Origin of the sequence: Adlercreutzia sp. ZJ242 (assembly GCF_011038995.1) — a bacterium.
Classification (GTDB): Bacteria; Actinomycetota; Coriobacteriia; order Coriobacteriales; family Eggerthellaceae; genus CAAEEV01.
This window is the reverse complement of record NZ_JAAKEE010000008.1, coordinates 23,500-44,867: the sequence shown is the minus strand read 5'-3', so window position 1 is coordinate 44,867 and position 21,368 is coordinate 23,500. Positions and strand designations below refer to the sequence as shown.

Here is a 21,368-nt window from a genome sequence, read left to right as displayed (position 1 = left end):
GGCGCTTGGACGGGATGTTTCGGACAAGGCGCGAGACAAGGAGGTGATCCCGTTGCCGAAGAAGATCGCAGCGACGTTCGCGGTCTTCCTGACCGTGGGCGCATGCGTGCTCGGCGCGGGCTTCGCGCTTGAGCCTGACAGCGCCGTGAGGCCTCTTTCGGCCGACTCGCCCTGCCCGGTCGTGGCCTGCGCGTCGGGTGAGTGCCACGGCTTCGACGACGTGCCTGAGCCCGATGGGATCCACGAGATGACCTGTCCTGAGACCGACTGCTCCGCTGTGGAGTGCCATGCTTGGGACACCCTGCAAGGTCGCTACAGACAGGCCTCCGATGCGTCCATGAACCTCTGGATCCTCGCGCCGATGGCTCTGGTGACGGGCTTGGTCGTGCTCGTCGGCGCGCTCTCCCGCTCGCAGAAGGGCGAGGCCGCTCAGCCTGACGAGGCTTCGAAGGGAGGTTGCGAGTGATGGACGTCAGAAGGCTCCTGACGGTCGATGCCGTCGTGCTGGTCGCCTACGTGATCGTTGCCAACCCCGCTGTCACCGGCATCGCCGTGCACGAGTGGCTGGGCTTTGGCGCCCTCGCCGTCATCATCGTCCACGTTGCAACGCACTTCGACTACCTGGTTGAGACTGCTCGCAGCTCGGCCCGTCGCCGAGGCGTGCGTCTCGCCAAGCTTGCCTTGGACGCCACGCTCGTCATCGTGCTCATGCTGTGCTGCGCCTCGGGCCTCATGGTCTCGGGCGCGGTTCTGCCAACCTTCGGGCTCTACGCCGAGGGCTACTACTTCTGGGACCCGCTGCACGCCGTATCGGCCAAGCTCTTGCTCGCGCTTCTGCTCGTGCACGTGGCGGCCAACGGGAGAGTCGTGGTCGCCGGCCTGAAGAGGAAGGACTCCGATTATGACGAATGACGAAACCTGGGCTCTGAAGGCTGTCGCCTGCGAGCTTTTGGCGCTCAGCTTCCGCTACCCGACTGCCGAGCTCGCCGAGGCCGTAGCGTCTGGGGAGTGGGCTGACGCGGCGAAGGAGGTCGCCGCAGCCCTCGACCTTGAGCTGTCCGAGTCGTTTGCCGCCGATGCCCGCGCGAACGCAGGGGCGGACCCCGACGCCCTGCTCCATGTCCTGCGCGCCGAGGCCACGCGCCTGTGCGTGGGTGCGCCCGAGCCTGTCTGCAGCCCCTATGAGGGCGTGTGGCGCGCAGCTGATGATGCCGTGCAGCCGCTTCTGTTCGTGAACCCGCACTCCATGGCCGTTGAGCGCTTCTGCAAGAGCTGCGGCCTGGGTCGACCCGAGGGCACGAACGAGCCGCTCGACCATGTTGCCACGGAGCTGGAGCTTCTGCAGCATCTCGCCATGCTCGAGGCTGGCATGGCCGCGGCCGCAGAAGGCAGCCCGGCGCCCGAGAGCCTGCCTGGCGGCTCCGCAGCCGCGGCCTATGGAAGATTCCTGGTCGAGCACGTCCTCGTCTGGATGCCGAGCTTCGCCGCCGCTGTCGCCAGGGAGGCTCGCCTGCCGTACTTCCGCGCTGCCGCCGCTCTGCTCGCGGCATTCCTCATGCGGAGCGACGGGGACGAAGCCTGCTGCTCCGCATGAGGCCTCCCTCCGCGGACGGCGGCGTCAGTCGCCGCTCACCGGGCGGTTCCTTAAATGATATAAAATTAGTAGCATTTAAGGGGCGCGATGTGGTAAGGTGCCTTCTGTGATTATTCGCGCGGATGACTCGGCTCGGCCAGCCTCCTTCGGCTGCTCAGGTTGTTGGGCGGCCAGGCGGTCTGCCTTGACGGCTCGGGCTGCCAAGCGGCCCGTCTGGCAGATGGCTTGGCTTGCCGAAGGCCCGCGTCCCATATCAGGATCAAACCAGGACCGTCAGGAGGAGCCCATCATGACTGCAACGTGCACCACGGACAAGATCACGCTCGACGGCGTTGCCGTCGAGGTCAGCTACGCCAGCGACGATGACGCCCGCGTCAGCGAGGACGAGATCCGCGCCTACCTCAAGCGCGGCTACGAGAAGTTCCCGCACGGCAAGCTGGAGTCCCTCACGCTCGACGTCGAGGGCGAGGACGTGGGCATCCACTACGGCTTGGCGCCTGCGCAGTTCGACCGCATCCGCCGCATCACGGGCTACCTGGTGGGGACGCTCGACCGCTTCAACGACGGCAAGCGCGCCGAGGAGCGCGACCGCGTGAAGCACGCCGTGCCCGCCTGCTGCCGCTAGGGGCACGTTGCTCACTCTGCGTCGTCCTGAGCGGAGCGCCCGCAGGGCGCGGAGTCGAAGGATCTGGCTGCGAGCGGAATGCGCATGCGGGCGCGCCGCGCCTGGGGCCAGGTCCTTCGACTCGCTTCGCTCGCTCAGGATGACACGGGGGGATAGCCTCGCTCGGGATGATATGAGCGCATGAGAAAAGGGAAGGGGGGCGCAACCCGGGTTGCGCCCCCCTTCCTCTTATGCTTGCTATCTTCGCGTACGTCCTTTACGCCTCGGCCGGCTTTGTGGTGACCTCGGCGGGCTTGGCGAACTCGCCGGCGCAGTGCGGGCAGCGGGTGGCGCCCTCCTTCACCTCTTCGAGGCAGAACGGGCAGGTGGGCGGCACCTCGACGACCTCCTCGCCGTTCTTGTTGCGGTGCAGCACCTTCTCGCCGGCGGTCTGGATCTTGTTCAGGGCCTTCACCAAGAGGAAGACCACGAACGCCACGATCAGGAAGTTGATGCAGGCGCTGATGAACGCGCCGAAGTCGATCTCGGTGCCGGGGATCACGAGGCCCGAGATGGCGTCAGCGCCGCCGCCTGCGATGACGTTGATGAGCGGGTTGATGATGTTGGTGGTCAGCGACGTGACGATGGCCGTGAACGCGCCGCCGATGATGACGCCGACTGCCAAGTCCATTACGTTGCCGCGGTTGATGAATTCCTTGAATTCGCTCAGGAATCCCTTCATGTGTCTTCCTCCTTCAGGTACATGTCGTGCGGGGCCAAAGGCCCTGTGGTGCGACGAAACAGTATAGCGGGCGTGGTAGAATTTCCCAAAGAATTCAGCCCGGCAGCGCGGCATTTTCCGCGGTCGGGCGCGATTGCGCGGGACGAGAGGTGCCATGACCAAGATATTCTCCCTGACCAAGCCCATTGACGCCGACATCGTGGACGCGTTCTGCGTGCTGCAGAAGGGCTTCACCGACCAGTTCGTCTACTACGACAAGCAGCGCAAGACGCGCTACATGGGGCTCGGTCGCTGCATCGCCCTGCCCTCCTTGGAGGACGTGGACTATGAGCACGGAAGCGGGCGTGCGCGCGGGGCGGCCGGCGCGGATGCCGTCGAAGGCGCCGTCGACCCTGCGGGTGGCAGCGCTCCCGCCGCCGCGGCCTCCGTCGACCCTGCGGGCGGCAGCGCTCCTGCTGCGGCCTCCGTCGACCAGCCGGCCGTGTTCTTCTCCTTCAACCGCTTCGACGCCGAGAACCCCGCGCCTGCTGACGAGCTGTTCTGCGCGTTCCCGCGGCTGCGCTTCATGCTGCCCGAGGTGGTGCTCATCGAGAACGAGCGCGGGCGCCTGCTGCAGGTGAACTCGCTGAGCCCGGTGTACGCCGGGCGCGTGGAGCGGTTCACGCGCCTCTGCGCCAACGCGCCGCGCCGCGTGCGCACGCGCATCCCGTACACGCTCGAGCCCGACTCTCGCGAGGCGTGGCGCGCCGCCATGGGCGAGGCGCTCGCCGCCATCGACGAGGGGCGTGTGAGCAAGGTGGTGCTCTCGCGGCGCCTCAAGCTCGTGGCGGCGCACCCGTTCTCGTCGAAGGACCTGCTGGTGAACCTCATCGACGGCAGCGCGCGCGGCACGGTGGTCATGTACCGCTACGCCGACGTGTTCTTCTGCGGCTGCACGCCCGAGCTTCTGGTGCGCAAGCGCGGAAGCGAGGTCGAGTCGGCTTGCGTGGCGGGCACGTGCCCGGCGGGCGCAGGCGAGCAGGAGCGCGCGCAGCTGGCAGCCGAGCTCATGGCCGACGCGAAGAACCGCGCCGAGCACGACTACGTGGTGCGCTTCATCCGCAACGTGCTCTCGCGCGTGTGCTATGACGTGGACGTTCCCGCCACGCCCCAGATCATGTCGCTCGCGCACGTGCAGCACCTCTACACCCCCGCGCGGGCGCGCGTGCTCGACGGCGTTGACCTGTGGTCGCTCATGAAGGACCTCCATCCCACGCCGGCCACGAGCGGCACGCCGGTCGGCGAGGCGAAGATGCTCATCCGGCGCATCGAGGCGTACAACCGCGGGCTCTACGTGGGCACGGCGGGCTTCGTGGACGGCTCGGGCGACGGGGAGTTCTCGGTGGCGCTGCGCACGGGCGTGTTCGACGGCGAGTGCGGCTGGGTGTACGCGGGCTGCGGCATCGTGAGCGGCAGCGACGCCGACGCCGAGTACGACGAGATCGACCTCAAGCTGCGCACCGTCCTGAGCGCGTTCGGCGAAGAGTAGCGGAGGGGCGGCATGGCGAACCAGGAGATCACGCATGCGCAGGTGACGGCGCTGTGGGTGGCGGCGTTCTTCGACGAGCTCGCGCGCTGGGGCGTGCGCGACGTGGTGGTGAGCCCGGGGTCGCGCTCGACGGCGCTGGCCATGGCGGCGTTCGAGCTGAGCCGCCGCGCGCCGGAGCGGCTGCGCCTCTACGTCGACGTCGACGAGCGGGGGGCGGCCTTCTTCGCGCTGGGGTTGGCGAAGGCGAGCGGCCGGCCGGCGGTCGTGGTGTGCACGTCGGGGACGGCGCTGGCGAACTACTACCCGGCGGTGATGGAGGCGGAGACCTCGCGGGTGCCGCTGGTGGTGCTCTCGGGCGACCGCCCGCCGCAGCTGCAGGGCCTCGGCGCGCCTCAGACCACCGACCAGCTGAAGGCGTACGGCGACCGCGTCCGGGCGTTCCGGGCGATGCCGCTGCCGAGCGCGTGCGAGCGTGACCTGGCGTTCGTGCGGCAGGCGGCGCGCGAGGCGTGCCTGGCGGCGCTCGGCGGCGCGGCGGCAGGCGCGGACGCAGGCTCGATAGGGGCTGCGAGTGCGGCAGCGGTCGAGGTGGATGCGCGTGCGGCAGCGGCCGGGGTGGGCGCGGATGCGGCCGACCCGCAGGTGGCCTCGCGCGGGTGCGCGCGCATGGCGGGGCCCGTGCACGTGAACTTCCCCTTCGACGAGCCGCTCAAGCCCGACTTCCCGGGGGCTGACGCCGTGGCGGGCGGTGACGCGTTCGCCGTGGCGCGGCGCGGAGCGGACGCCGCGGGTGCGCGGGCGGAGGCGCCGGCGGATGCGCAAGGGAAGGCGCAGGGGAGCGAGCAGGTGGAGGCGCCGACGCTGCCTGGCGCGCCGTCGCCGCTGGTCGCGGGGCGCACGGTGCTCGACGCGGAGGCGCTCGGGCGGATCGGGGGCCTGCTGCGCGGCCGCCGCGCGCTCGTGCTCGCGGGCGAGGGCACGTGCTCGACGCTCTCTGAGGCGCGCGAGGTCGTCGCGTGGGCGCACGCGCTGGGGCTGCCGCTTCTGGCCGACCCGCTCTCGGGCCTGCGCAGCGTCGACGCGCCCGAGGTCGTCGACAACTACGACAACATCTGCCGCCAGGCCGACTGCCCCGCGCCTGATGTGGTCATGCGCTTCGGGCGCTACCCCGTCTCCAAGCACGCGACCATCATGGCGGGCAAGGCGGCGCTCTCGGTGGTGGTCGACGTGGCGCAGACGCGCGACTTCCGCTTCGCCACCGACCTGCTCGTGAGCTCCTCGCCGCTCGACTTCGCGCGCAACGCGTGGAAGCAGGAGCCTGACGCGGGCCAGCAGGCGTTCTGCGCGGAGTGGGTCGCGCGCAACGACGCGGAGCGCGACCGCATCGCCAGCGTGGGCGCGCCGGGGTCCGCCTCCGCCCCCGACCTCGACCAGTTCGAGGGCGCCTACGTGCGCGCGCTGCTCGAGCTGGCGCCTGCGGGCTCGTGCGTGTTCTCGGCGAACTCGATGGCCGTGCGCGCCGTGGACACCTTCTACACGAAGGGCGCCAAGCCCCTGTGCGTGCTGTGCAACCGCGGCCAGAACGGCATCGACGGCACCACCTCCACGGCGCTCGGCGCGGCGCAGCACTTCGCGCAGACCACGTTCGTCACGGGCGACTTCACCCTGCTGCACGACTTGAGCGCGCTCGCCCTGCAGCGCGAGCTTCTGGTGCACCACGCCCCGGCGCGCTCGGTGGTGGTCGTGCTCCTGAACAACAACGGCGGCGCCATCTTCGACATGCTGCCCCAGGCGTCCGACGAGGCGTACTTCGAGCGGCTGTTCCTCGTGCCGCAGGACGTGCGGTTCGAGGACGCGGCGCGCGCCTTCGGCATCCCGTACCGCCGCGCGCGCACGGTGGGGGAGTTCGCGGAGGCTTACCGCGGGCTTCTGGGCACGCCGGGCATCAGCCTCGTCGAGGTGCGCACCCCGCTGCGGGGCGTGCGCGAGCGCTACGGGAAGTACCAGGGGTAGGGAAGGCGAGGCCGCATGACGACGTTCGTTCTGCTGCACGGCTTCGCGCAGAGCACGCGCGCGTGGGACGAGGCCACGCGTCTCCTGCGCGCGCGAGGGCATGAGGCGCGCGCCTTCGACCTGGGGGAATGCGCGCGCGAGGGGCTTGATCTGGCGGGCGTCTGCGAACGGGTCGCCCGTGCGTGCGAGGCCGCCGCCCGCCCCGCGCACGCCGCCCTTCCCGCGCCGGCGTCCCCCGCGCTCGGAGCCCTCGCCGGCCCTGGCGTCGCTCCCGCTCCCGCCCTTCCCGTCCTCGTGGGCTACTCCATGGGCGGCCGCGTCGCGCTCGAGGCGCTCGTGCGCCGCGGCCCCGAGGGCGAGGGCCTGCCCGTCGCGGGGATCGTGCTCGAGAGCGCGGGCCTCGGCCCCGCCGACGCCGCCGCGCGCGCGGCCTTCGCGGCCCGCAGCGCCGCATGGGCCCGCGACCTGCGCGAGCAGGGCGTCGAAGCCTTCATGGAGGCGTGGGCGGAGCTTCCGCTGTTCGCCTCGCAGCGCACGCTGCCCGCCTCGGCGCGCGCCCGCGTGCAGGCCGAGCGCGCGGGCAACGCGCCCGCGGCCCTCGTCTGGCAGCTCGAGGAGCTCGGCCAGCACCGCCAGGCGGACGAGGCCGCCTCGCTTTCCGCCCTCGCCCGCGCCGCGGACGCGGGCCTGCCCGTGCTCTACCTGGCCGGAGAGCTCGACGGGAAGTACGCCGCCCTCGCGCGCCGCGTGGCCCGGGGCGCGCCCGCCGCCCGCGTCAAGCTCATCGCAGGAGCGGGCCACAACACGCACTTGGAGCAGGCTCAATCTTTTGTCGAGGCCCTGGTAGACTTCGCTCAGAATAATTGAGTAAAACGCGCCGCACGCTGCACGAACCGCGCGCGGAGCGCTATCATGGCATCATTGCGCAGCCAACTGAATAGGGAGCACCATGACCGACATCCTGTGGAAGCCGGGCAAGCAGTATCGCGAGATCATCTACGAGACCTGCGACGGCATCGCCAAGATAACCATCAACCGACCGCAGCGCCGCAACGCGTTCACGCCGCTCACGGTGAGCGAGATGTACGATGCATTCACCGTCGCGCGCGACGATGCGGAGATCGGCGTCATCATCCTCACGGGCGCCAACCACGGCGGGCGCCACGAGGACGAGGCGTTCTGCTCGGGCGGCGACCAGAAGATCCGCGGCAACGGCGGCTACGTGGGCGAGGACTCCATCCCGCGCCTGAACGTGCTCGACCTGCAGCGGCTCATCCGCATCGTGCCCAAGCCGGTGATCGCCATGGTGAACGGCTACGCCATCGGCGGCGGGCACGTGCTGCACATCCTGTGCGACCTGTCCATCGCGGCCGACACGGCGAAGTTCGGCCAGACGGGCCCGAAGGTGGGCAGCTTCGACGCGGGCTACGGCGCGGGGTATCTGGCCGACATCGTGGGCCAGAAGAAGGCGCGCGAGATCTGGTATCTGTGCCGCCAGTACACCGCGGCCGAGGCGCTTGAGATGGGCCTGGTCAACAAGGTGGTTCCCTTCGACGAGCTGGAAGCGGAGTGCGTGAGCTGGGCGCGCGAGATGATGCGGTTCTCGCCCACGGCGCTGCGCCTCATGAAGGCGTCGTTCAACGCGGCCACCGACGGCCTGGCGGGCCTCCAGCAGCTCGGGGGCGACGCCACGCTTCTGTACTACACCACCGACGAGGCGAAGGAGGGCCGCGACGCGTTCAAGGAGAAGCGCGCGCCCGACTTCACCCAGTTCCCGAAGTTTCCCTGATAGCCGCGCTGAGGCGCGGCGGGCGAGAGGACCTGCTCAAGCCATGATCAACGCCTTCGAAACCACGGCTCGACGCCACCCCGACCAGGTGTTCTTCACGTTCGTGGACGCCGGGGGGCGCAAGGTGCCCTGCACGTACCGCCGCGCGCGCATCGCGGCCGCGGCCCTTGCGCGCCTGCTGCGCCGGAAGGCCGCGCGGGCGGGGTCGGTCGTGGTGGTCGACCTGCCCAACTGCCCCGAGTTCGTGCTGCTGGTGCTGGCCGCGGCCTACGGCGGCTTCTCGCTGGTGACGCTCAACCACCGCCTGGGCGAGAAGGAGAAGCTCGCGCGCCTGCTCGAGCTCGACCGCGAGGGCGCGAAGGTTGCCTACGCGGTCGACGAGGAGACGGCGCTCGCGCTGATCGCGCAGATCGAGGCGGTGTTCTCCGAAGAGGGCGACGCGTTCGCGCACGACATCGGGCGCGTGAGCCGCGTGGCGGTGACGGAACGCCAGACCGCGGTCGAGGACGCCATCCACTTCGCCGAGCGCGCCGCGCACCTGTTCGACGCCGACGAGCGCGCCGTCGTCATGTTCACCTCGGGGACCACGGGGCGCCCGAAGGCGGTCGCGCTCACGTGGCGGCAGCTCTCGAGCGCCGCGCGTGCGGCGAACCGCGCGCTCGGCGGCGGCGACGGCGCGCTGTGGCAGGCCGTCCTGCCGTTCTGCCACATCGGCGGCCTGCAGGTGCTCGTGCGCTCGATCGAGGGCGGCACGCCGCTCCTGGTCTACGGGCGCTTCGACGCGGCGCGGCTTCTGCGCGACGCGGCCGAGGCGGGCGCCACGCACGTCTCGGTGGTGGACAAGATGCTGCAGGACCTGCTCGCAGCCGACGCCGAGGCGGGCGGCGGCCTGCTCGCGCGCTACCGCTGCGTCCTTCTGGGAGGCGGCGCGCTGAACCCGCGGACGCTCGAGCGCTCGTGCGAGGCGCGCGTGCGCGTGCATGCGAGCTACGGCATGACCGAGACCTCCAGCCTGATCGCGAGCTCCCTGGCCACGCAGCGGTTCTCGGGCGGGCTCGCCCTCCTGGGCGGCTACGAGGCGCGCATCGTGGAGCCTGACGCCGAGGGCTTCGGGCGCCTGGCGGTGCGCGGCCCGGGCGTGTTCGAGGGCTACCTCAACGCGCGCGCGGCGTTCACGGTCGACGGCTTCTTCCTCACCGGCGACGTGGCGGCCCTGCGCGGGCGGCTCCTCTTCGTGAAGGAGCGCACGTCTGACATGTTCGTGTCGGGCGGCGAGAACATCTACCCCGCCGAGATCGTGGCGGCCCTGCGCCGCATCGAGGGCGTGTCGGACGCGCACGTGTTCGGCGTGCCCGACGCCACGTGGGGGCGGCGGCCCGTGGCCGTGGTCGAGCGCTCGCGCGCCGGCGTGCAGGCCGAGCACGTGGAGCGCGCCGCCCGGGCGAGCCTGTCCAAGCTCACCATGCCGAAGGCCGTCATGATGGTCGACCAGCTGCCGCGCGCCGGCATCGGGAAGGTGGACCGCGCGGCGACCGAGCGGCTCTACGAGCAGCGCGTCGAGGTGGAGCGCGTCATCCTGCACCACGTGCGCCTGCCCTTCCGGACGCCCTTCAAGACGGCGAAGGCGACGCTCTCGCACCGCGACCTCATCATCGTCGAGGCAGTTGACCACGCGGGACGCGTGGGGCTCGGCGAGTGCGTGGCGTTCTCGACCGACTGGTACCTGCCCGAGACGCTCGCGGATGACGCGCGCTTTCTGGAGGAGGTGCTCGCGCCGTTCGCGCGCGGGCGCGCCTTCGCCCACCCGCGTGAGGCGTACGACGCGTTTTCGCAGGTCGGCGGAGCTCAGGCGCATCCCATGGCGGTGTGCGCCCTGGAGAGCGCGCTGTGGGACCTGTTCGGGCGCATCCAGGGCGAGCCGCTGTGGAAGCTCGTCGGCGAGGAGCACGAGCGCCTCTGCGCGCTGTGGGAGGAAGGCTCCCACGCGCCGTTCCCGCAGCTGCCGCGCGCGGTGACGGCGAAGGGCAGCCAGGCGATGGTGCGCGCGGGCGCCGTGGTGGGCATGGGGGAGGCGCCCGAGGTGGTCGCAGGCGTGCGCGAGGCGGTGGCCGCGGGCTACAAGCGCGTGAAGCTCAAGATCGCGCCCGGCCAGGGGCTTGCCGCCGTGCGCGCCGTGCGCGAGGCGTACCCGCACCTGCTCGTCACGCTCGACGCGAACCAGAGCTTCCCGGTGCGCGACCTCGACGAGCTGCGCGCCTACGACGAGCTGGGCGTGGGCTGGATCGAGGAGCCGCTCGACGTGAGCCGCCCGAGCTTCGACGGCGTGCGCGACGCGCTCTCGCGGCTCGCGCACCTGCAGCGCGCGCTGTCGACGCCGGTGTGCGTGGACGAGTCGTACGTGACCGCGGCCGACGCCGAGCGCATCCTGCGCCACCGCGACCTGCGCTGCATCGTCGTGAAGATCGCGAAGTTCGGCGGCATCGAGCCCGCGCTGCGCTTCATCGTGCAGGCGCAGGCGCGCGGGCGCGAGGTGTGGATGGGCGGCATGTACGACACCGGCGTCTCGAAGCGCATGCACGCCGCGTTCGAGACGCTCCCGGGCATCATCGTGCCGGGGGACGTGGGCGCCACCGCGCGCTACTTCGACGTCGACGTCACCGATCCGCCCTACGAGGCGGCGCGCGGCTACGTGCTGCTCAACGGCGAGGGGCACGAGGCGGGCCTGGGGTGCGCCCTCGACAACGGCGCGCTCGCGAAGGTGAGGGTCGCCCGCGTGGAGATATAGCGGGCGCCGGCCGCGCGCATGGCTGGGCGCCCGTCGCCCCGCCTGCGCTCTGCTCCGCGCTCGGCCTGGTGCCCCCGCCGCGTCCTTCGCGCCTCTCACCTGTGGATGTGTTGCGGGTTTCGCGGCCTCCATCTCCTCCGATCCCCTCGATCCCTTACGATGAGGGTAAGTCTGTATGCACTCCAAGGAGGATCATCCGCTTCAAATGAACATCGCGATTAGCTTGGTCTTGGTTGTCCTGTTCCTGTTGATGAACGCGTTCTTCGTGATCGCCGAGTTTGCGCTGGTGCGCGTGCGCAAGTCGCAGCTTGAGATCGCGGTCGAGGAAGGCAAGCGCGGCGCCAAGAACGCCAAGACGGTTGCCGAGAACGTGAACGCGTACCTGTCCGCCTGCCAGCTCGGCATCACGCTGGCGTCGCTGGCGCTCGGCTGGCTGGGCGAGCCGGCGTTCTCCGAGCTCATCCGCCCGCTGTTCGTGATGCTGCACCTGCCCGAGGCCGCCATCTCCGTGGTGGCCGTGGCCATCGGCTACTTCATCATGACCACGCTGCACGTGGTGGTGGGCGAGCTCATCCCCAAGTCGTTCGCCATCTTCTCCACCGAGAAGTACGCGCTCATGACGGCCACGCCGCTCATCTGGTTCTACAAGATCACCTACCCCGTGATGCTGCTGTTCAACGGCATCACCAACAGCGTCGTGCGCCTGTGCGGGCACGACCCGGCCAACGAGCACGAGGTGTACACCGGCGAGGAGATCAAGCTGCTGATCGACGAGTCCACGGAGAGCGGGCTCATCAACCCCGAGCAGAACGAGTTCGTGGACAACATCTTCGATCTGGGCGACAAGGACGCCGAGGCCATCATGACGCCGCGCACCGACGTGGTGTGCCTGGACCTCGAGGACCCGCTCGAGGAGAACCTCGAGATCATCCGCCAGTACCGCTACACGCGCTACCCGGTGTGCCGCGGGTCGAAGGACCACATGGCGGGCTTCGTGCACATGAAGGACTTCTTCGGCGTGTCAGCTGACGCGTCCATGGAGGAGTGGAACGTCCGCGAGCTGCCGGCGGTGCCTGATACGATGTCGATCGCGCGCCTGCTCGAGACGATGCAGGTGAAGCGCACCGAGATCTGCGTGGTGGTCGACGAGCACGGCGGCACGGCGGGCATCGTCACCATGTCCGACGTGATGGAGCAGATCGTGGGCCGCATCGACGACGAGTACGTGCACGACGTGGAGGACGAGATCGTCGCGCTGCCCGACGGCACCTACCTCGTCGACGGCGCGCTGGCCATCGACGAGCTGGCGGAGTTCCTCGACTTCAGGCCCGAGGAGGCCGACGAGGTGGAGACGGCGGGCGGCCTTCTGCTCGCGCTGTTCGACCGCATCCCGGCCGAGGGCGACGTGACGCGGCTTTCGCACCGCGGCACGAAGGTGACGTTCACCGTGTTCGACATGGATCGCCATCGCATCGACAAGATCGGCATGCGGATCGACCGCCCCGAGGAGCCTGAGGAGGAATAGGCGCGGCAGGCGCGCGTCGCGTGGAGGCGGACTGGCTGCGGGCGCACGCTGCCCACGGCCAGCATGTTGCGCTCAGCCTGGGCTACTCCACCTTGAACCCGAGGAAGCGCTCGGCGTTGTGCCAGGTGAGGTCCTCCAGCTCGTCGTCGGTGAAGGGCAGCGCGGTGTACATCTCCAGCTCGCGCACGGGGCTCCACATGGGGAAGTCCGAGCCGAACATGAGGCGGTCGGTGCCGTAGAGCTTCGTGAGCTCGTAGGTGCGGCGCGGGCCGAGGAAGGTCTGCGCGCTCGACATGTCGAGGAAGCAGCGCTCGTCCTCGAGCAGCTCGAACGCGAGGTCGAAGATCGACCAGCCGCCGAAGTGGGCGGCGTTCACCACCAGGTTCGGGAATGCGTGCAGGATCTTCTTCAGGCGCCGCGGATGCGAGTAGTCGTAGCGGTAGTCGCCGGTGTGCATGACGAGCGGCAGCCGCCCCTCGATGATCTCGTAGATGCGCATGAGGCGCGGGTCGTCCATGTTGACGCCCTGCGTGTCGGGGTGCAGCTTCACGCCCTTGAGGCCGAGCCCGATGACGCGCTCGATCTCCGCCTCGGGGTCGGGGAAGTCCTGGTGCAGCGTGGCGAAGCCGATGAAGCTGGGGTGCGCGGCGCACTGCGCGGCGATGAAGTCGTTGATCGAGGGCACCTGCGAGGGCTTCGTGGCCACCGAGTACACCATGTGGTGCGTGATGGGGGAGCCTTCGCACGTGCTGATCAGGCCGTCTGCCGAGCCGTCGCCCTCGGCCATGTCGACGAGATAGAAGTCGCCGACGCTCTTCACGGCGCGCGCGGCGATCTTGTCAGGGTAGATGTGGCAGTGGCAGTCGATGACGGTCATGGGCGGTGCTCCTCGGGTTGTGCTTCGTAGCTGCGGCGATTGCGTCGGGCGAGCCAGCAAGCATGGTAGCACGGCCGTGCGCGCGTCGCGAGGCGGCAGGCGCCTCCGTGCGCGCGAAACGGCGGCGAAACTTCACAAGCGGCTGGATTGGGGCTATCATCGAGGGGAACAGCGAGGCGCAGGGCCGCCTTCGCTCAAGGCGATGCGCGCCTTCTGGCGTGCGCAGTGAAAGGGGTATGCCATGCTGTACAAGAAGATTCTCGTTCCCTTCGACGGCTCCGACCCGGCGAAGAACGCGCTGACGGTTGCCAAGAAGATGATCGCCGACGACGCCGAGGCGACGCTGTGCGTGCTGTCGGTGGTGCCTGCGAACGCCATCGCCGCGGAGCTCGAGTCGCCCACCAACCCGGTGGCGGGCACGCCGCTGCTGTTCCCCGACGTCGACTCCTACGAGCGCGTGATCGCCAACGCGAAGACGCGCGCCGAGGAGCGCCTGCGCGAGGGCGTCGGCGACGCGCTCGACGGCGCGAGCTTCGACGTGCGGTTCTGCGTCACCATCGCGGGCAAGACGGCCGAGGGCATTGTCGACTTCGCGGAGGAGCAGCAAGCCGAGATCATCGTGATGGGGCGTCGCGGCCTCGGCGCGCTGCGCGGCATGCTCGGCTCGGTCAGCTACGCCGTGCTCCACGAGGCCGACATCCCCGTGCTCACCGTGAAGTAGCGCGTGCGACGTTGGCGTGATGCGGGCGGGCGGCATGGATGTGCGGGCGTGCGGGTGCGGCATGTGCGGGTGACATGGACGTGCGGGCACGGCGCGGCTGGGCCTGTGATCTGCTCCAGCGTGTGCTGACGTGCGCGGGGTGCTTGCGAACACGTTGACGCGTATTGGGGCGCCCGTGAGCGTGCTGACCTGCGAATTCACGCGTTGGTGTGCGGGCGCGGCCTGCCGCGCTTGTGGAGAAACGGTGGAGCACGGACTTGCCTCTTGCGCAATTCGTCAGAGCGAGTAATATATATCCTTGCCTTTTGAAAGGCACCAGATGATGCGGGGTGGAGCAGTCTGGTAGCTCGCCGGGCTCATAACCCGGAGGTCGTAGGTTCAAATCCTGCCCCCGCGACCAAACATTTTCGCAGGTCAGACATTAGAAAGTCTGACCTGCTCCTTTTCTGCCTATATGCCGTTTTGGACTCTTCCTGCTGGAGACAAGTGGCTTGGTAGGTACAAGCGAACCGTCCGGGCATGTGCGGACAAGCGCGTGACGGTAGCAGACCGGACGGCCATGCATAGGGCGTGCGCCGCTGACCGGGTGTGGCGCATGACGACCATAGCGCGTATTGACGCCCAGCAGGTCGCGCTGCGGACAATCCGAGTCTGGCAGCGTGCGACCGGGCTAGCGGTCAGAGATGGTGGCAGATAAAATCAAGGCAACGGCAGACGCTGGTCGCAATTGCTCACCATGGTGCCAACGTACGATACACCAATTCTGCCCGAAGGCAGATACCGTGGGACAATCGAGCTGGCTCACTGGTAAGATTACTTAGTCAAGCTGGTGCTGGCTGCGGCAAGTTCAGAAAAAGGAAGGCTACGTGAAGGTTCAGCAAGATGACAAGTACAGCATACTGTCGTTCTTTTCGGGCGCAGGCTTCCTGGATCTCGGTTTTGAGCACTCTGGTTTCTCAATCAGTTTTGTCAATGAGTGGCACGAGCCTTTCATGCGAGTTTATCAATACTCACGAGCGAAGATGGGGATGGATACTCCCCGATTCGGCTACTCGTGCGACGACGTGAATTCTTATATCGGTGGTGCCGGAACGATCGGCACGATGGTCGACGAGTTGCGCGCTGAGGGCAGGTTGGTTGGGTTCATAGGTGGTCCGCCATGCCCTGATTTTTCGGTCGGCGGCAAGAACCGTGGTCGCAATGGCGACAACGGAAAACTATCGCAGTCATACGTGACGCTGATTATCGAGAATCGCCCCGACTTCTTCTTATTTGAAAACGTTAAGGGTTTATGGCGAACCGCACGGCATAGGGAATTCTACGAGGAACTGAAGCACTCTCTCCATCAGGCGGGGTATGCAACGACAGAGCGGCTAACTAATGCACTCGAGTTTGGCGCACCACAGGATCGCGACAGGATTTTGCTGTTTGGATTACGCAAAGACTTTCTGCCTGTGCATGCTTGCGACGGCGATGCTCTTCTCGGGTTTCCTTGGAGCAGCCACATCACAGAAGATCTTGAGGCGATAAAGAACCTGCCTTGGCCCGAACGAAACGCGTTTTCTAACGGCTCGATTAGGCCCATGCCCAGTGAGATTACGGGGCATGAGGCTCTGACAGTACAGTATTGGTTCAAGAAGAACGACGTCGAGCACCACCCTAATTCGAGTAGATACTTTGTTCCGAGGCAGGGCTTGACGCGGATGAAGACGGTTGGCGAAGGCGACGTAAGTAAGAAGTCTTACAAACGGCTTCATCGATGGCGCTATTCACCAACTGTCGCCTACGGCAATAACGAAGTTCATCTACATCCATATCGTGAACGGAGGCTCTCCGTATCAGAGGCGCTATCGCTGCAGTCGCTTCCTGCGGAATACGAGCTTCCCAACGACATAACACTTACGGACTCCTTCAAAACCATCGGAAATGGCGTACCTTACCTTCTTGCAAAAGGCGTTGCGACAACGATACACGAGTATCTTGATGTGACGATTGACGTGAACGCTATTGAGGCAACGCACAAAAGCGATTAATAGGGTGACCTGCTATGGATTTCAATACACTGATAGACGACATCGAAAGGCTTGTCGGGAAAGAGCTTCAGAGCATCCAAAAAGGCAGCGAAATAGTTGTCGACAACGTTGACCGTGATGCAGGGTCAATAACGTTGCATACTGCCAGCGGAAGGTCAGGGAGGCGATCGTTCTCCGAGATTACACGCCTATGGAATGCCTTGAGGAAGCAGGTTGCGGTTCATGTCGATAGCGCACTGGGCGGATCTGGGACAAGTCGAAATCAGCCAGAGACCATTCTCGCTAATCTCCCTTATGTGGAATGGCTAAAGATAGATGGTAAGAAGCACATAGTCTACGTCGGACACGACACTCACGAATCAGGAACGCTGAAAGAAATGGCCGAGCAAGAATACGTTGCTATGCGGCAAAGTATCGAAACGCAGCGCATGGCAGGTTTGGTTAACTTGTCCCGCAATCTTATCTTCTTCGGCGCACCTGGCACCGGCAAATCATTCCAGCTCAATAAGATTGGCGTTAAGACGGAGAAAAATCCCGATGGCATTTTCCCCAAAGAACATGTCAGGCGCGTGACTTTCTATCCCGACTACACGTACTCTCAGTTCGTTGGCAGCTATCGACCTTTCACCGAGGGCGGCACCATTAGTTACCGCTATATCCCCGGCCCGTTCCTCGAAACGTATATCGATGCCACGCTGCACCCCTACGATAACTATCTGCTCATCATCGAGGAGCTTAACCGGGCCAATCCTGCTGCCGTGTTCGGCGATGTTTTCCAACTGCTTGACAGGGACATTCTAGGTGCAAGTGAGTACTACGTTTCAGTACCTACTGAGATGTCAGCATGCATAAAAGTCTCGCTCGATAAGCTGGGCGAAAGTGAACGAAACGACATCGAGAACTATTTCGACCCGGATATGAACTTCCAGGAATTCTGCGACTCTGCGCTTGAGCACCTCGCGTTGCCGCCTAACATGTATATCTGGGCAACTATGAACAACGCCGACCAAGGCGTCTTCCCAATGGACACCGCATTCAAGCGTCGATGGGATTTCCGCTACATGGGTATCAACGAAGGAGAGGACGCCACGCCGTCGGCTTTGAACGGCGCGAGGCTTGATGAGTATGCCGTCGGTGTCAATGGCGCTCGTATTGTCTGGAATGAGCTGCGCAAGGCCATCAACACGCTGCTGCTTGACAATGGCGTAAACGAGGACAAGCTCCTTGGTCCCTTCTTCCTTTCTCCCGAGGCGCTGAGCGATGAGCCGTACGGGGACGAGGGCAAGAGTCGCTTTGTTTCCGCATTTGAGGACAAGGTCCTGCTTTATCTTTACGAGGATGCGGGCAAGATGAGGCGCGGAGGCATCTTCCGAGACGATGATGCCACCTTTGCCGGAATCTGTGCCGAGTTCGAGCGTGATGGTGTGGGAGTCTTCAGGCAGGGCACGGAAAAGCACCACGGCATCTTTAGTGACGTATTCGCGCAAATCGAAGAACCTGGCATGACCGACCAGGGTGACGAGGATTAGCGAATGCGCGCGGCCTACTTCTGCGAGTTGCGCCCCTATTCGGAAGACGAGATCAGAGCCGAGCTCGCTATCGGCATCGATGAGAATCGCGCGGTTATAGACGCACTCATGGACTGCGGCGTTATCCGGTACCGCACGGGTGACGAGCGCGACGAGGAAGAGACGCTCGGAGCTGATGGAGCGGACGCGACGCAACGCTACCAGTTCCGATATGTCGGCATCGCAATCGCACTTGGGCACGCCATCATCTGCTACCCGAAGTACATCAGGAGCACGGGCAGGCCGGAATGCCAGATGAGGCAGGTTCTCAGCGTCATCCGCAGGTTAGGCCAGGAAGGTAAGCTGCTCGACCCGCAGAATGGAGGCCGACGCAGCGACCAGCTCACTCTGATGATTAGGCTGCTTCTGCTTTATGACGAGTACGGCGTCTACTCGAACTATGAGGAGACGCGTTTACTAAATGGGCCGGGCGTCATCGACTGGCAGAGAACCATCGACATGGAAACCCCTGTCATCTCGAATGGTGCGCCCATTTACCTCGATTTGTGGACGCGCAAGACCAAACGCACCGAGTACGACCTCATCATGCGCCTGCATCGGGCGATACTCAGCGAGTGTTCCAGGTTCTTGGCTGAATTCGGTCTCTCTGCTCTTCTATCCATCGGCACCGTGGAGCTGACGGATGAGAGCCCGGCCGACATGGGTGAGCCCGAATACTTCCGATGGCTCATCGACCGTGAACGTGCAGGTCAGTATGTCACGTGGAAACAGGACGTTCTCGACTTGATGCGGGCCTATCTGACGGAGCATGGCGTTGGTGCAGATCGCGGTAGAGTCCTGCGTTTGGGCACGACGAGCTACTACCATGCGTGGGAGGTCGCCTGCAAGACCGCCTTCGGGGACCTGCTAGGGTGTCGGCTGCGTGAGCTTCCTATTGACCTCGCGAAAGGGTGGCGCGCGCGCAAGAGCGAGACGCTGTTGCAGATTATCCCGAGTCCGCTATGGACGCGAGCGCAGGGCATGGGCGATGCTGGGGACGTCGACACGCTCATACCAGACACTATCACGTTTGCCAAGGCGGAAGGCAGGACCCTGTTCTGCATCTACGATGCCAAGTACTACGTGCCGAGCAGGCGGGGCAAGATCCACGGCCAGCCTGGTGTGGAATCAATTACCAAACAGTTCCTGTATCAGTCGGCCTACAAAGACTTCGTTGAGGACCATGGCTTTGACGGCGTTGCGAGTGCGTTCCTCGTGCCATCCGAGGAGGATGAGCCGAAGCTGCTGGCGAGTGTGTCATTCCCGGGTGTGATGTCGGGAGCGACCGGGGCGAGTGCAAAGTTCAGTGACCATATCGACATGTGGGCGCTGCCTGCGCACGAGGTGTTCGACTGCTACCTGCGCAGACGAGAGCTTGATCCTGTGGTTTACGAATCGCTGTTGGGATGATTTGGCGAGAGACCGGATATGCCTTCTTCAGCTATTGGCCACTTCCATGAGTGATAGGGAGACGCGGACAAATAGTTGGACCAAATCGGTCCAGTTAGGTTGGAGTGGTCGAGATATCTTGGACAATTACTTAAGCATCTTCGGGCCGCATCGCGCTCTAAGCCGCAAGGGGCATTGCAGCCAATGGCGGAGCGCATCCTTCACCTGCTGTGGCAGAGCTCGACGTACTTGGAGGCATCCCGCCTCGCCTCTTCTCTTGCTTCGCATCCCCCCTTCCTCACCAGCTCGATCGCGTCTCGAATGACGCTCCTATAGTGCGTCAAGACCTGCTTTCCGCCAATCCACGAAGAAAAGACTCGTATTCGTCCCTGAGCTCAAAATGGTAGCGTCTCGAATGTTCATATGACCGACAAAGGTGTCAATAGACACTAACGTTCCCGGCCAAGATACAGACTTGGCCGGGAGCATCATCCAGGCTTCCCATCATCGAAGCCGACGCCTGTGGCTAGTAACCCATTCTGGTACCGACAGTCAGCAAACATGGTACCGCGAGTAAGCACATTTGGTACCGTTGGAGCCGAGCTCAGAATTCCGTGATGCGCGCCCAATCCGGGGGGTTGATTTGCGAAGCTAGCTGAACAGAGGCGATTCATCTGGGATGTTCGCCGCATTCTCGCAGTCATCGCAACGCTTTCACGGGAGGAGAGGAGGCTCCGGGCCGTTCAGCTGGGTTCGGAGGGCGCACCGGGCCAGGGGTCCGCAAGCCTGCCCCGGACCCAGCTGAACGCCTCTGCGGACGCGATCGGGCGGCGGTCGCCGCGTTGCCCTATGCCAGGGGCCCGAGCCCCCTCTCCCCGCGCCGGCCGTTCACGGCCCCGAGCGTCAGCGCGAGCTCGTCGAACGGGACCTCCTCCATCCCCAGGGCCGCCTCGAGCGCCTCGCAGGCCACGGGGTCGGCGGCCCTCAGCATCTGCAGCGGCGACAGGCCCATGAGGGAGGGGCGGGGCTGGGAGTTCACGTGCGACATCACGAAGGCGCAGTCCCGCTCGTCGAGGTCGTCGAAGGAGATGCCGCGGCGCTTGGGCAGCATCTTCCTGAGCTCCACGTGGTTGCGCTCGCAGGCGCCCTTCTGCTGGGACTGGCGCACGTCGCAGTAGTAGACCCTGCAGCGGGCGCCTCCGCCGAGGGCCGAGGCCTCGATTCCCGCGGTGTCGGAGAACTCGGCCCCGTTGCCGGTGAGGACGACGCCGAACAGGCGCTCGAACAGCTGCCTCCCCAGGGAGCGCTCGAGCGAGCCGAGCGCGGCGGCCACCGCGCTCGGCGCCCTCCTGGGCAGCAGCAGCGCCAGCTGGGCCTTGCACGGCCTCAGGTAGAGGGTGAGCAGGCACCGGGCGTCGCGCGCCCGCCCGATCACGGTGTCCATCTCGCACGCCCCGGCGCGCTCCGCCTCCGCCAGCGCGCAGAACGCCGCATAGGAGCGGTCGGCCCCGTGCGAGGTGGGCCTGGGCCCGGCGTGCTCGGCGCGCGGCTTGTAGCCGACCTTGCGCCTGAAGTCCATCGGGGACATGGAGAAGTAGCCGCGCTCGGCCCAGCGGTAGAGGGTCGAGGGGGCGAGGCCGAGGTGCGGGTTGGCCATGCAGACCTGCTCGGGGGACTTGCCGTCGAGGATGTCGGAGCGGATGGCGAAGGCGATCCTCTCGAAGTCCTCCTCCCGGCGGTTTATGCCGCGCCTGGACTCCGAGCGGACCCGGTCGCTGGCCGCCTGCGCCAGCGAGGCCCTGTACTCCATCCGCTGCCTGCGCCCGCAGCTCTTCCGATAGGCCATGCACCCGTTGCAGGTCCAGGGCCACTCCCTCAGGTGCGCGCACGCCACGCCCTCGGGGTCCGCCGGCACGGCCTCGCCGCGCCTCTCCCCGTCCTTCCAGGTGCGGTGCTTCCTGACCTCCTCGGTCACCGCCGCCGGCGAGCGCCCGATCGACCTCGCGATCTCGCGGCAGCCCCTGCGCTTGTCCAGCCCGTTCTGGATCGCCTCCCGGTCGGCCTTGTCGATGCGGGCGTAGCCCCTGCTCCCGCCGCCCATGACGGCTCCTTCCCGCAGGATGACCCCGTGCCGCGTCCTCGTGCCGCGGCATCTTTCCTGCGAGGGCCATTCTCGTCCTCAGCTGAACGCGTTCAGCTG

General features: G+C 66.3%; 17 protein-coding genes and 1 tRNA gene. 15 read left to right on the top strand and 3 right to left on the bottom strand.

Annotated elements, in window-relative coordinates:
• The first annotated feature begins 52 nt into the window (after window positions 1-52).
• The 4 genes from G7Y49_RS03740 to nrdD all read left to right on the top strand — a co-directional run bounded on the left by G7Y49_RS03740 (window position 53) and on the right by nrdD (window position 2,219).
• Entirely contained in the window at window positions 53-466 is a 414-nt protein-coding gene (locus G7Y49_RS03740; protein ID WP_241157253.1) for a hypothetical protein, read from the top strand.
• Window positions 466-912: a DUF4405 domain-containing protein gene (locus G7Y49_RS03735; RefSeq protein WP_165171292.1), complete on the top strand. Its 447-nt coding sequence runs from the start codon at window positions 466-468 to the stop codon at window positions 910-912. Before G7Y49_RS03740 ends, G7Y49_RS03735 begins: the two co-directional genes overlap by 1 nt.
• Window positions 902-1,594 carry a molecular chaperone gene (locus G7Y49_RS03730; protein ID WP_165171290.1) on the top strand — a complete coding sequence of 231 codons (693 nt, stop codon included), beginning with the start codon at window positions 902-904 and terminating at the stop codon, window positions 1,592-1,594. The genes G7Y49_RS03735 and G7Y49_RS03730 overlap by 11 nt, the downstream gene beginning before the upstream one ends.
• Window positions 1,595-1,883: 289 nt before the next feature.
• Entirely contained in the window at window positions 1,884-2,219 is a 336-nt protein-coding gene (gene nrdD, locus G7Y49_RS03725) for an anaerobic ribonucleoside-triphosphate reductase (protein WP_165171288.1), read from the top strand.
• A 256-nt stretch (window positions 2,220-2,475) separates the two neighbouring features.
• On the opposite strand, the gene mscL is transcribed toward nrdD, so the two are convergent.
• A complete protein-coding gene (gene mscL, locus G7Y49_RS03720; RefSeq protein ID WP_165171286.1) occupies window positions 2,476-2,940 on the bottom strand; it encodes a large conductance mechanosensitive channel protein MscL in 465 nt (154 codons plus the stop codon).
• Window positions 2,941-3,094: 154 nt separating this feature from the next.
• Here mscL and G7Y49_RS03715 point away from each other — a divergent pair, with 154 nt between their 5' ends.
• The 6 genes from G7Y49_RS03715 to G7Y49_RS03690 all read left to right on the top strand — a co-directional run bounded on the left by G7Y49_RS03715 (window position 3,095) and on the right by G7Y49_RS03690 (window position 12,580).
• Window positions 3,095-4,468 carry an isochorismate synthase gene (locus G7Y49_RS03715; RefSeq protein WP_241157252.1) on the top strand — a complete coding sequence of 458 codons (1,374 nt, stop codon included), beginning with the start codon at window positions 3,095-3,097 and terminating at the stop codon, window positions 4,466-4,468.
• 12 nt (window positions 4,469-4,480) lie between these two features.
• Window positions 4,481-6,481, top strand: coding sequence for a 2-succinyl-5-enolpyruvyl-6-hydroxy-3-cyclohexene-1-carboxylate synthase (gene menD, locus G7Y49_RS03710; RefSeq protein ID WP_165171284.1), 2,001 nt, complete (start codon window positions 4,481-4,483; stop codon window positions 6,479-6,481).
• 15 nt (window positions 6,482-6,496) lie between these two features.
• Window positions 6,497-7,348, top strand: coding sequence for an alpha/beta fold hydrolase (locus G7Y49_RS03705; protein ID WP_165171282.1), 852 nt, complete (start codon window positions 6,497-6,499; stop codon window positions 7,346-7,348).
• Between the two features lie 82 nt (window positions 7,349-7,430).
• Window positions 7,431-8,270 carry a 1,4-dihydroxy-2-naphthoyl-CoA synthase gene (menB, locus tag G7Y49_RS03700; protein ID WP_165171280.1) on the top strand — a complete coding sequence of 280 codons (840 nt, stop codon included), beginning with the start codon at window positions 7,431-7,433 and terminating at the stop codon, window positions 8,268-8,270.
• 43 nt (window positions 8,271-8,313) lie between these two features.
• Window positions 8,314-11,055, top strand: a complete 2,742-nt coding sequence (locus tag G7Y49_RS03695; protein WP_165171279.1) for an AMP-binding protein — start codon at window positions 8,314-8,316, stop codon at window positions 11,053-11,055.
• A 205-nt stretch (window positions 11,056-11,260) separates the two neighbouring features.
• Entirely contained in the window at window positions 11,261-12,580 is a 1,320-nt protein-coding gene (locus G7Y49_RS03690) for a hemolysin family protein (RefSeq protein ID WP_165171278.1), read from the top strand.
• An 82-nt stretch (window positions 12,581-12,662) separates the two neighbouring features.
• Here G7Y49_RS03690 and G7Y49_RS03685 read toward each other — a convergent pair whose 3' ends face one another.
• Window positions 12,663-13,457 (bottom strand): amidohydrolase family protein, encoded by a 795-nt coding sequence (locus G7Y49_RS03685; RefSeq protein WP_165171277.1) that lies wholly within the window; start codon window positions 13,455-13,457, stop codon window positions 12,663-12,665.
• Window positions 13,458-13,698: 241 nt separating this feature from the next.
• Between G7Y49_RS03685 and G7Y49_RS03680 the strand changes: the two genes are divergently transcribed.
• From G7Y49_RS03680 to G7Y49_RS03660, 5 genes are all read left to right on the top strand, one after another.
• The gene (locus G7Y49_RS03680; RefSeq protein WP_165171276.1) at window positions 13,699-14,178 is read left to right on the top strand and encodes a universal stress protein; all 480 of its coding nucleotides are present in this window, start codon (window positions 13,699-13,701) and stop codon (window positions 14,176-14,178) included.
• A 323-nt stretch (window positions 14,179-14,501) separates the two neighbouring features.
• A tRNA-Met gene (locus G7Y49_RS03675) sits at window positions 14,502-14,578 on the top strand.
• Window positions 14,579-15,044: 466 nt separating this feature from the next.
• On the top strand, window positions 15,045-16,211 hold the full coding sequence (locus tag G7Y49_RS03670; RefSeq protein ID WP_165171275.1) for a DNA cytosine methyltransferase: 1,167 nt from the start codon (window positions 15,045-15,047) through the stop codon (window positions 16,209-16,211).
• A gap of 14 nt (window positions 16,212-16,225) precedes the next feature.
• Window positions 16,226-17,740, top strand: a complete 1,515-nt coding sequence (locus G7Y49_RS03665; RefSeq protein WP_165171274.1) for an McrB family protein — start codon at window positions 16,226-16,228, stop codon at window positions 17,738-17,740.
• A 3-nt stretch (window positions 17,741-17,743) separates the two neighbouring features.
• Window positions 17,744-19,189, top strand: coding sequence for an LlaJI family restriction endonuclease (locus G7Y49_RS03660; RefSeq protein WP_165171273.1), 1,446 nt, complete (start codon window positions 17,744-17,746; stop codon window positions 19,187-19,189).
• 826 nt (window positions 19,190-20,015) lie between these two features.
• Here the strand turns inward: G7Y49_RS03660 and G7Y49_RS03655 are convergent.
• Window positions 20,016-21,269, bottom strand: coding sequence for an IS30 family transposase (locus tag G7Y49_RS03655; RefSeq protein WP_165171272.1), 1,254 nt, complete (start codon window positions 21,267-21,269; stop codon window positions 20,016-20,018).
• Window positions 21,270-21,368 lie beyond the last annotated feature (99 nt).

Excerpts from the sequence above, each read along its gene's own strand:
- G7Y49_RS03695 (WP_165171279.1), top strand. The coding sequence starts at position 8,314 with ATGATCAACGCCTTCGAAACCACGGCTCGACGCCACCCCGACCAGGTG.
- mscL (WP_165171286.1), bottom strand. The coding sequence starts at position 2,940 with ATGAAGGGATTCCTGAGCGAATTCAAGGAATTCATCAACCGCGGCAAC.
- G7Y49_RS03735 (WP_165171292.1), top strand. The coding sequence starts at position 466 with ATGGACGTCAGAAGGCTCCTGACGGTCGATGCCGTCGTGCTGGTCGCC.
- G7Y49_RS03655 (WP_165171272.1), bottom strand. The coding sequence starts at position 21,269 with ATGGGCGGCGGGAGCAGGGGCTACGCCCGCATCGACAAGGCCGACCGG.
- G7Y49_RS03730 (WP_165171290.1), top strand. The coding sequence starts at position 902 with ATGACGAATGACGAAACCTGGGCTCTGAAGGCTGTCGCCTGCGAGCTT.
- G7Y49_RS03660 (WP_165171273.1), top strand. The coding sequence starts at position 17,744 with ATGCGCGCGGCCTACTTCTGCGAGTTGCGCCCCTATTCGGAAGACGAG.
- G7Y49_RS03665 (WP_165171274.1), top strand. The coding sequence starts at position 16,226 with ATGGATTTCAATACACTGATAGACGACATCGAAAGGCTTGTCGGGAAA.
- G7Y49_RS03690 (WP_165171278.1), top strand. The coding sequence starts at position 11,261 with ATGAACATCGCGATTAGCTTGGTCTTGGTTGTCCTGTTCCTGTTGATG.
- menD (WP_165171284.1), top strand. The coding sequence starts at position 4,481 with ATGGCGAACCAGGAGATCACGCATGCGCAGGTGACGGCGCTGTGGGTG.
- menB (WP_165171280.1), top strand. The coding sequence starts at position 7,431 with ATGACCGACATCCTGTGGAAGCCGGGCAAGCAGTATCGCGAGATCATC.
- G7Y49_RS03680 (WP_165171276.1), top strand. The coding sequence starts at position 13,699 with ATGCTGTACAAGAAGATTCTCGTTCCCTTCGACGGCTCCGACCCGGCG.
- G7Y49_RS03705 (WP_165171282.1), top strand. The coding sequence starts at position 6,497 with ATGACGACGTTCGTTCTGCTGCACGGCTTCGCGCAGAGCACGCGCGCG.
- G7Y49_RS03685 (WP_165171277.1), bottom strand. The coding sequence starts at position 13,457 with ATGACCGTCATCGACTGCCACTGCCACATCTACCCTGACAAGATCGCC.
- nrdD (WP_165171288.1), top strand. The coding sequence starts at position 1,884 with ATGACTGCAACGTGCACCACGGACAAGATCACGCTCGACGGCGTTGCC.
- G7Y49_RS03715 (WP_241157252.1), top strand. The coding sequence starts at position 3,095 with ATGACCAAGATATTCTCCCTGACCAAGCCCATTGACGCCGACATCGTG.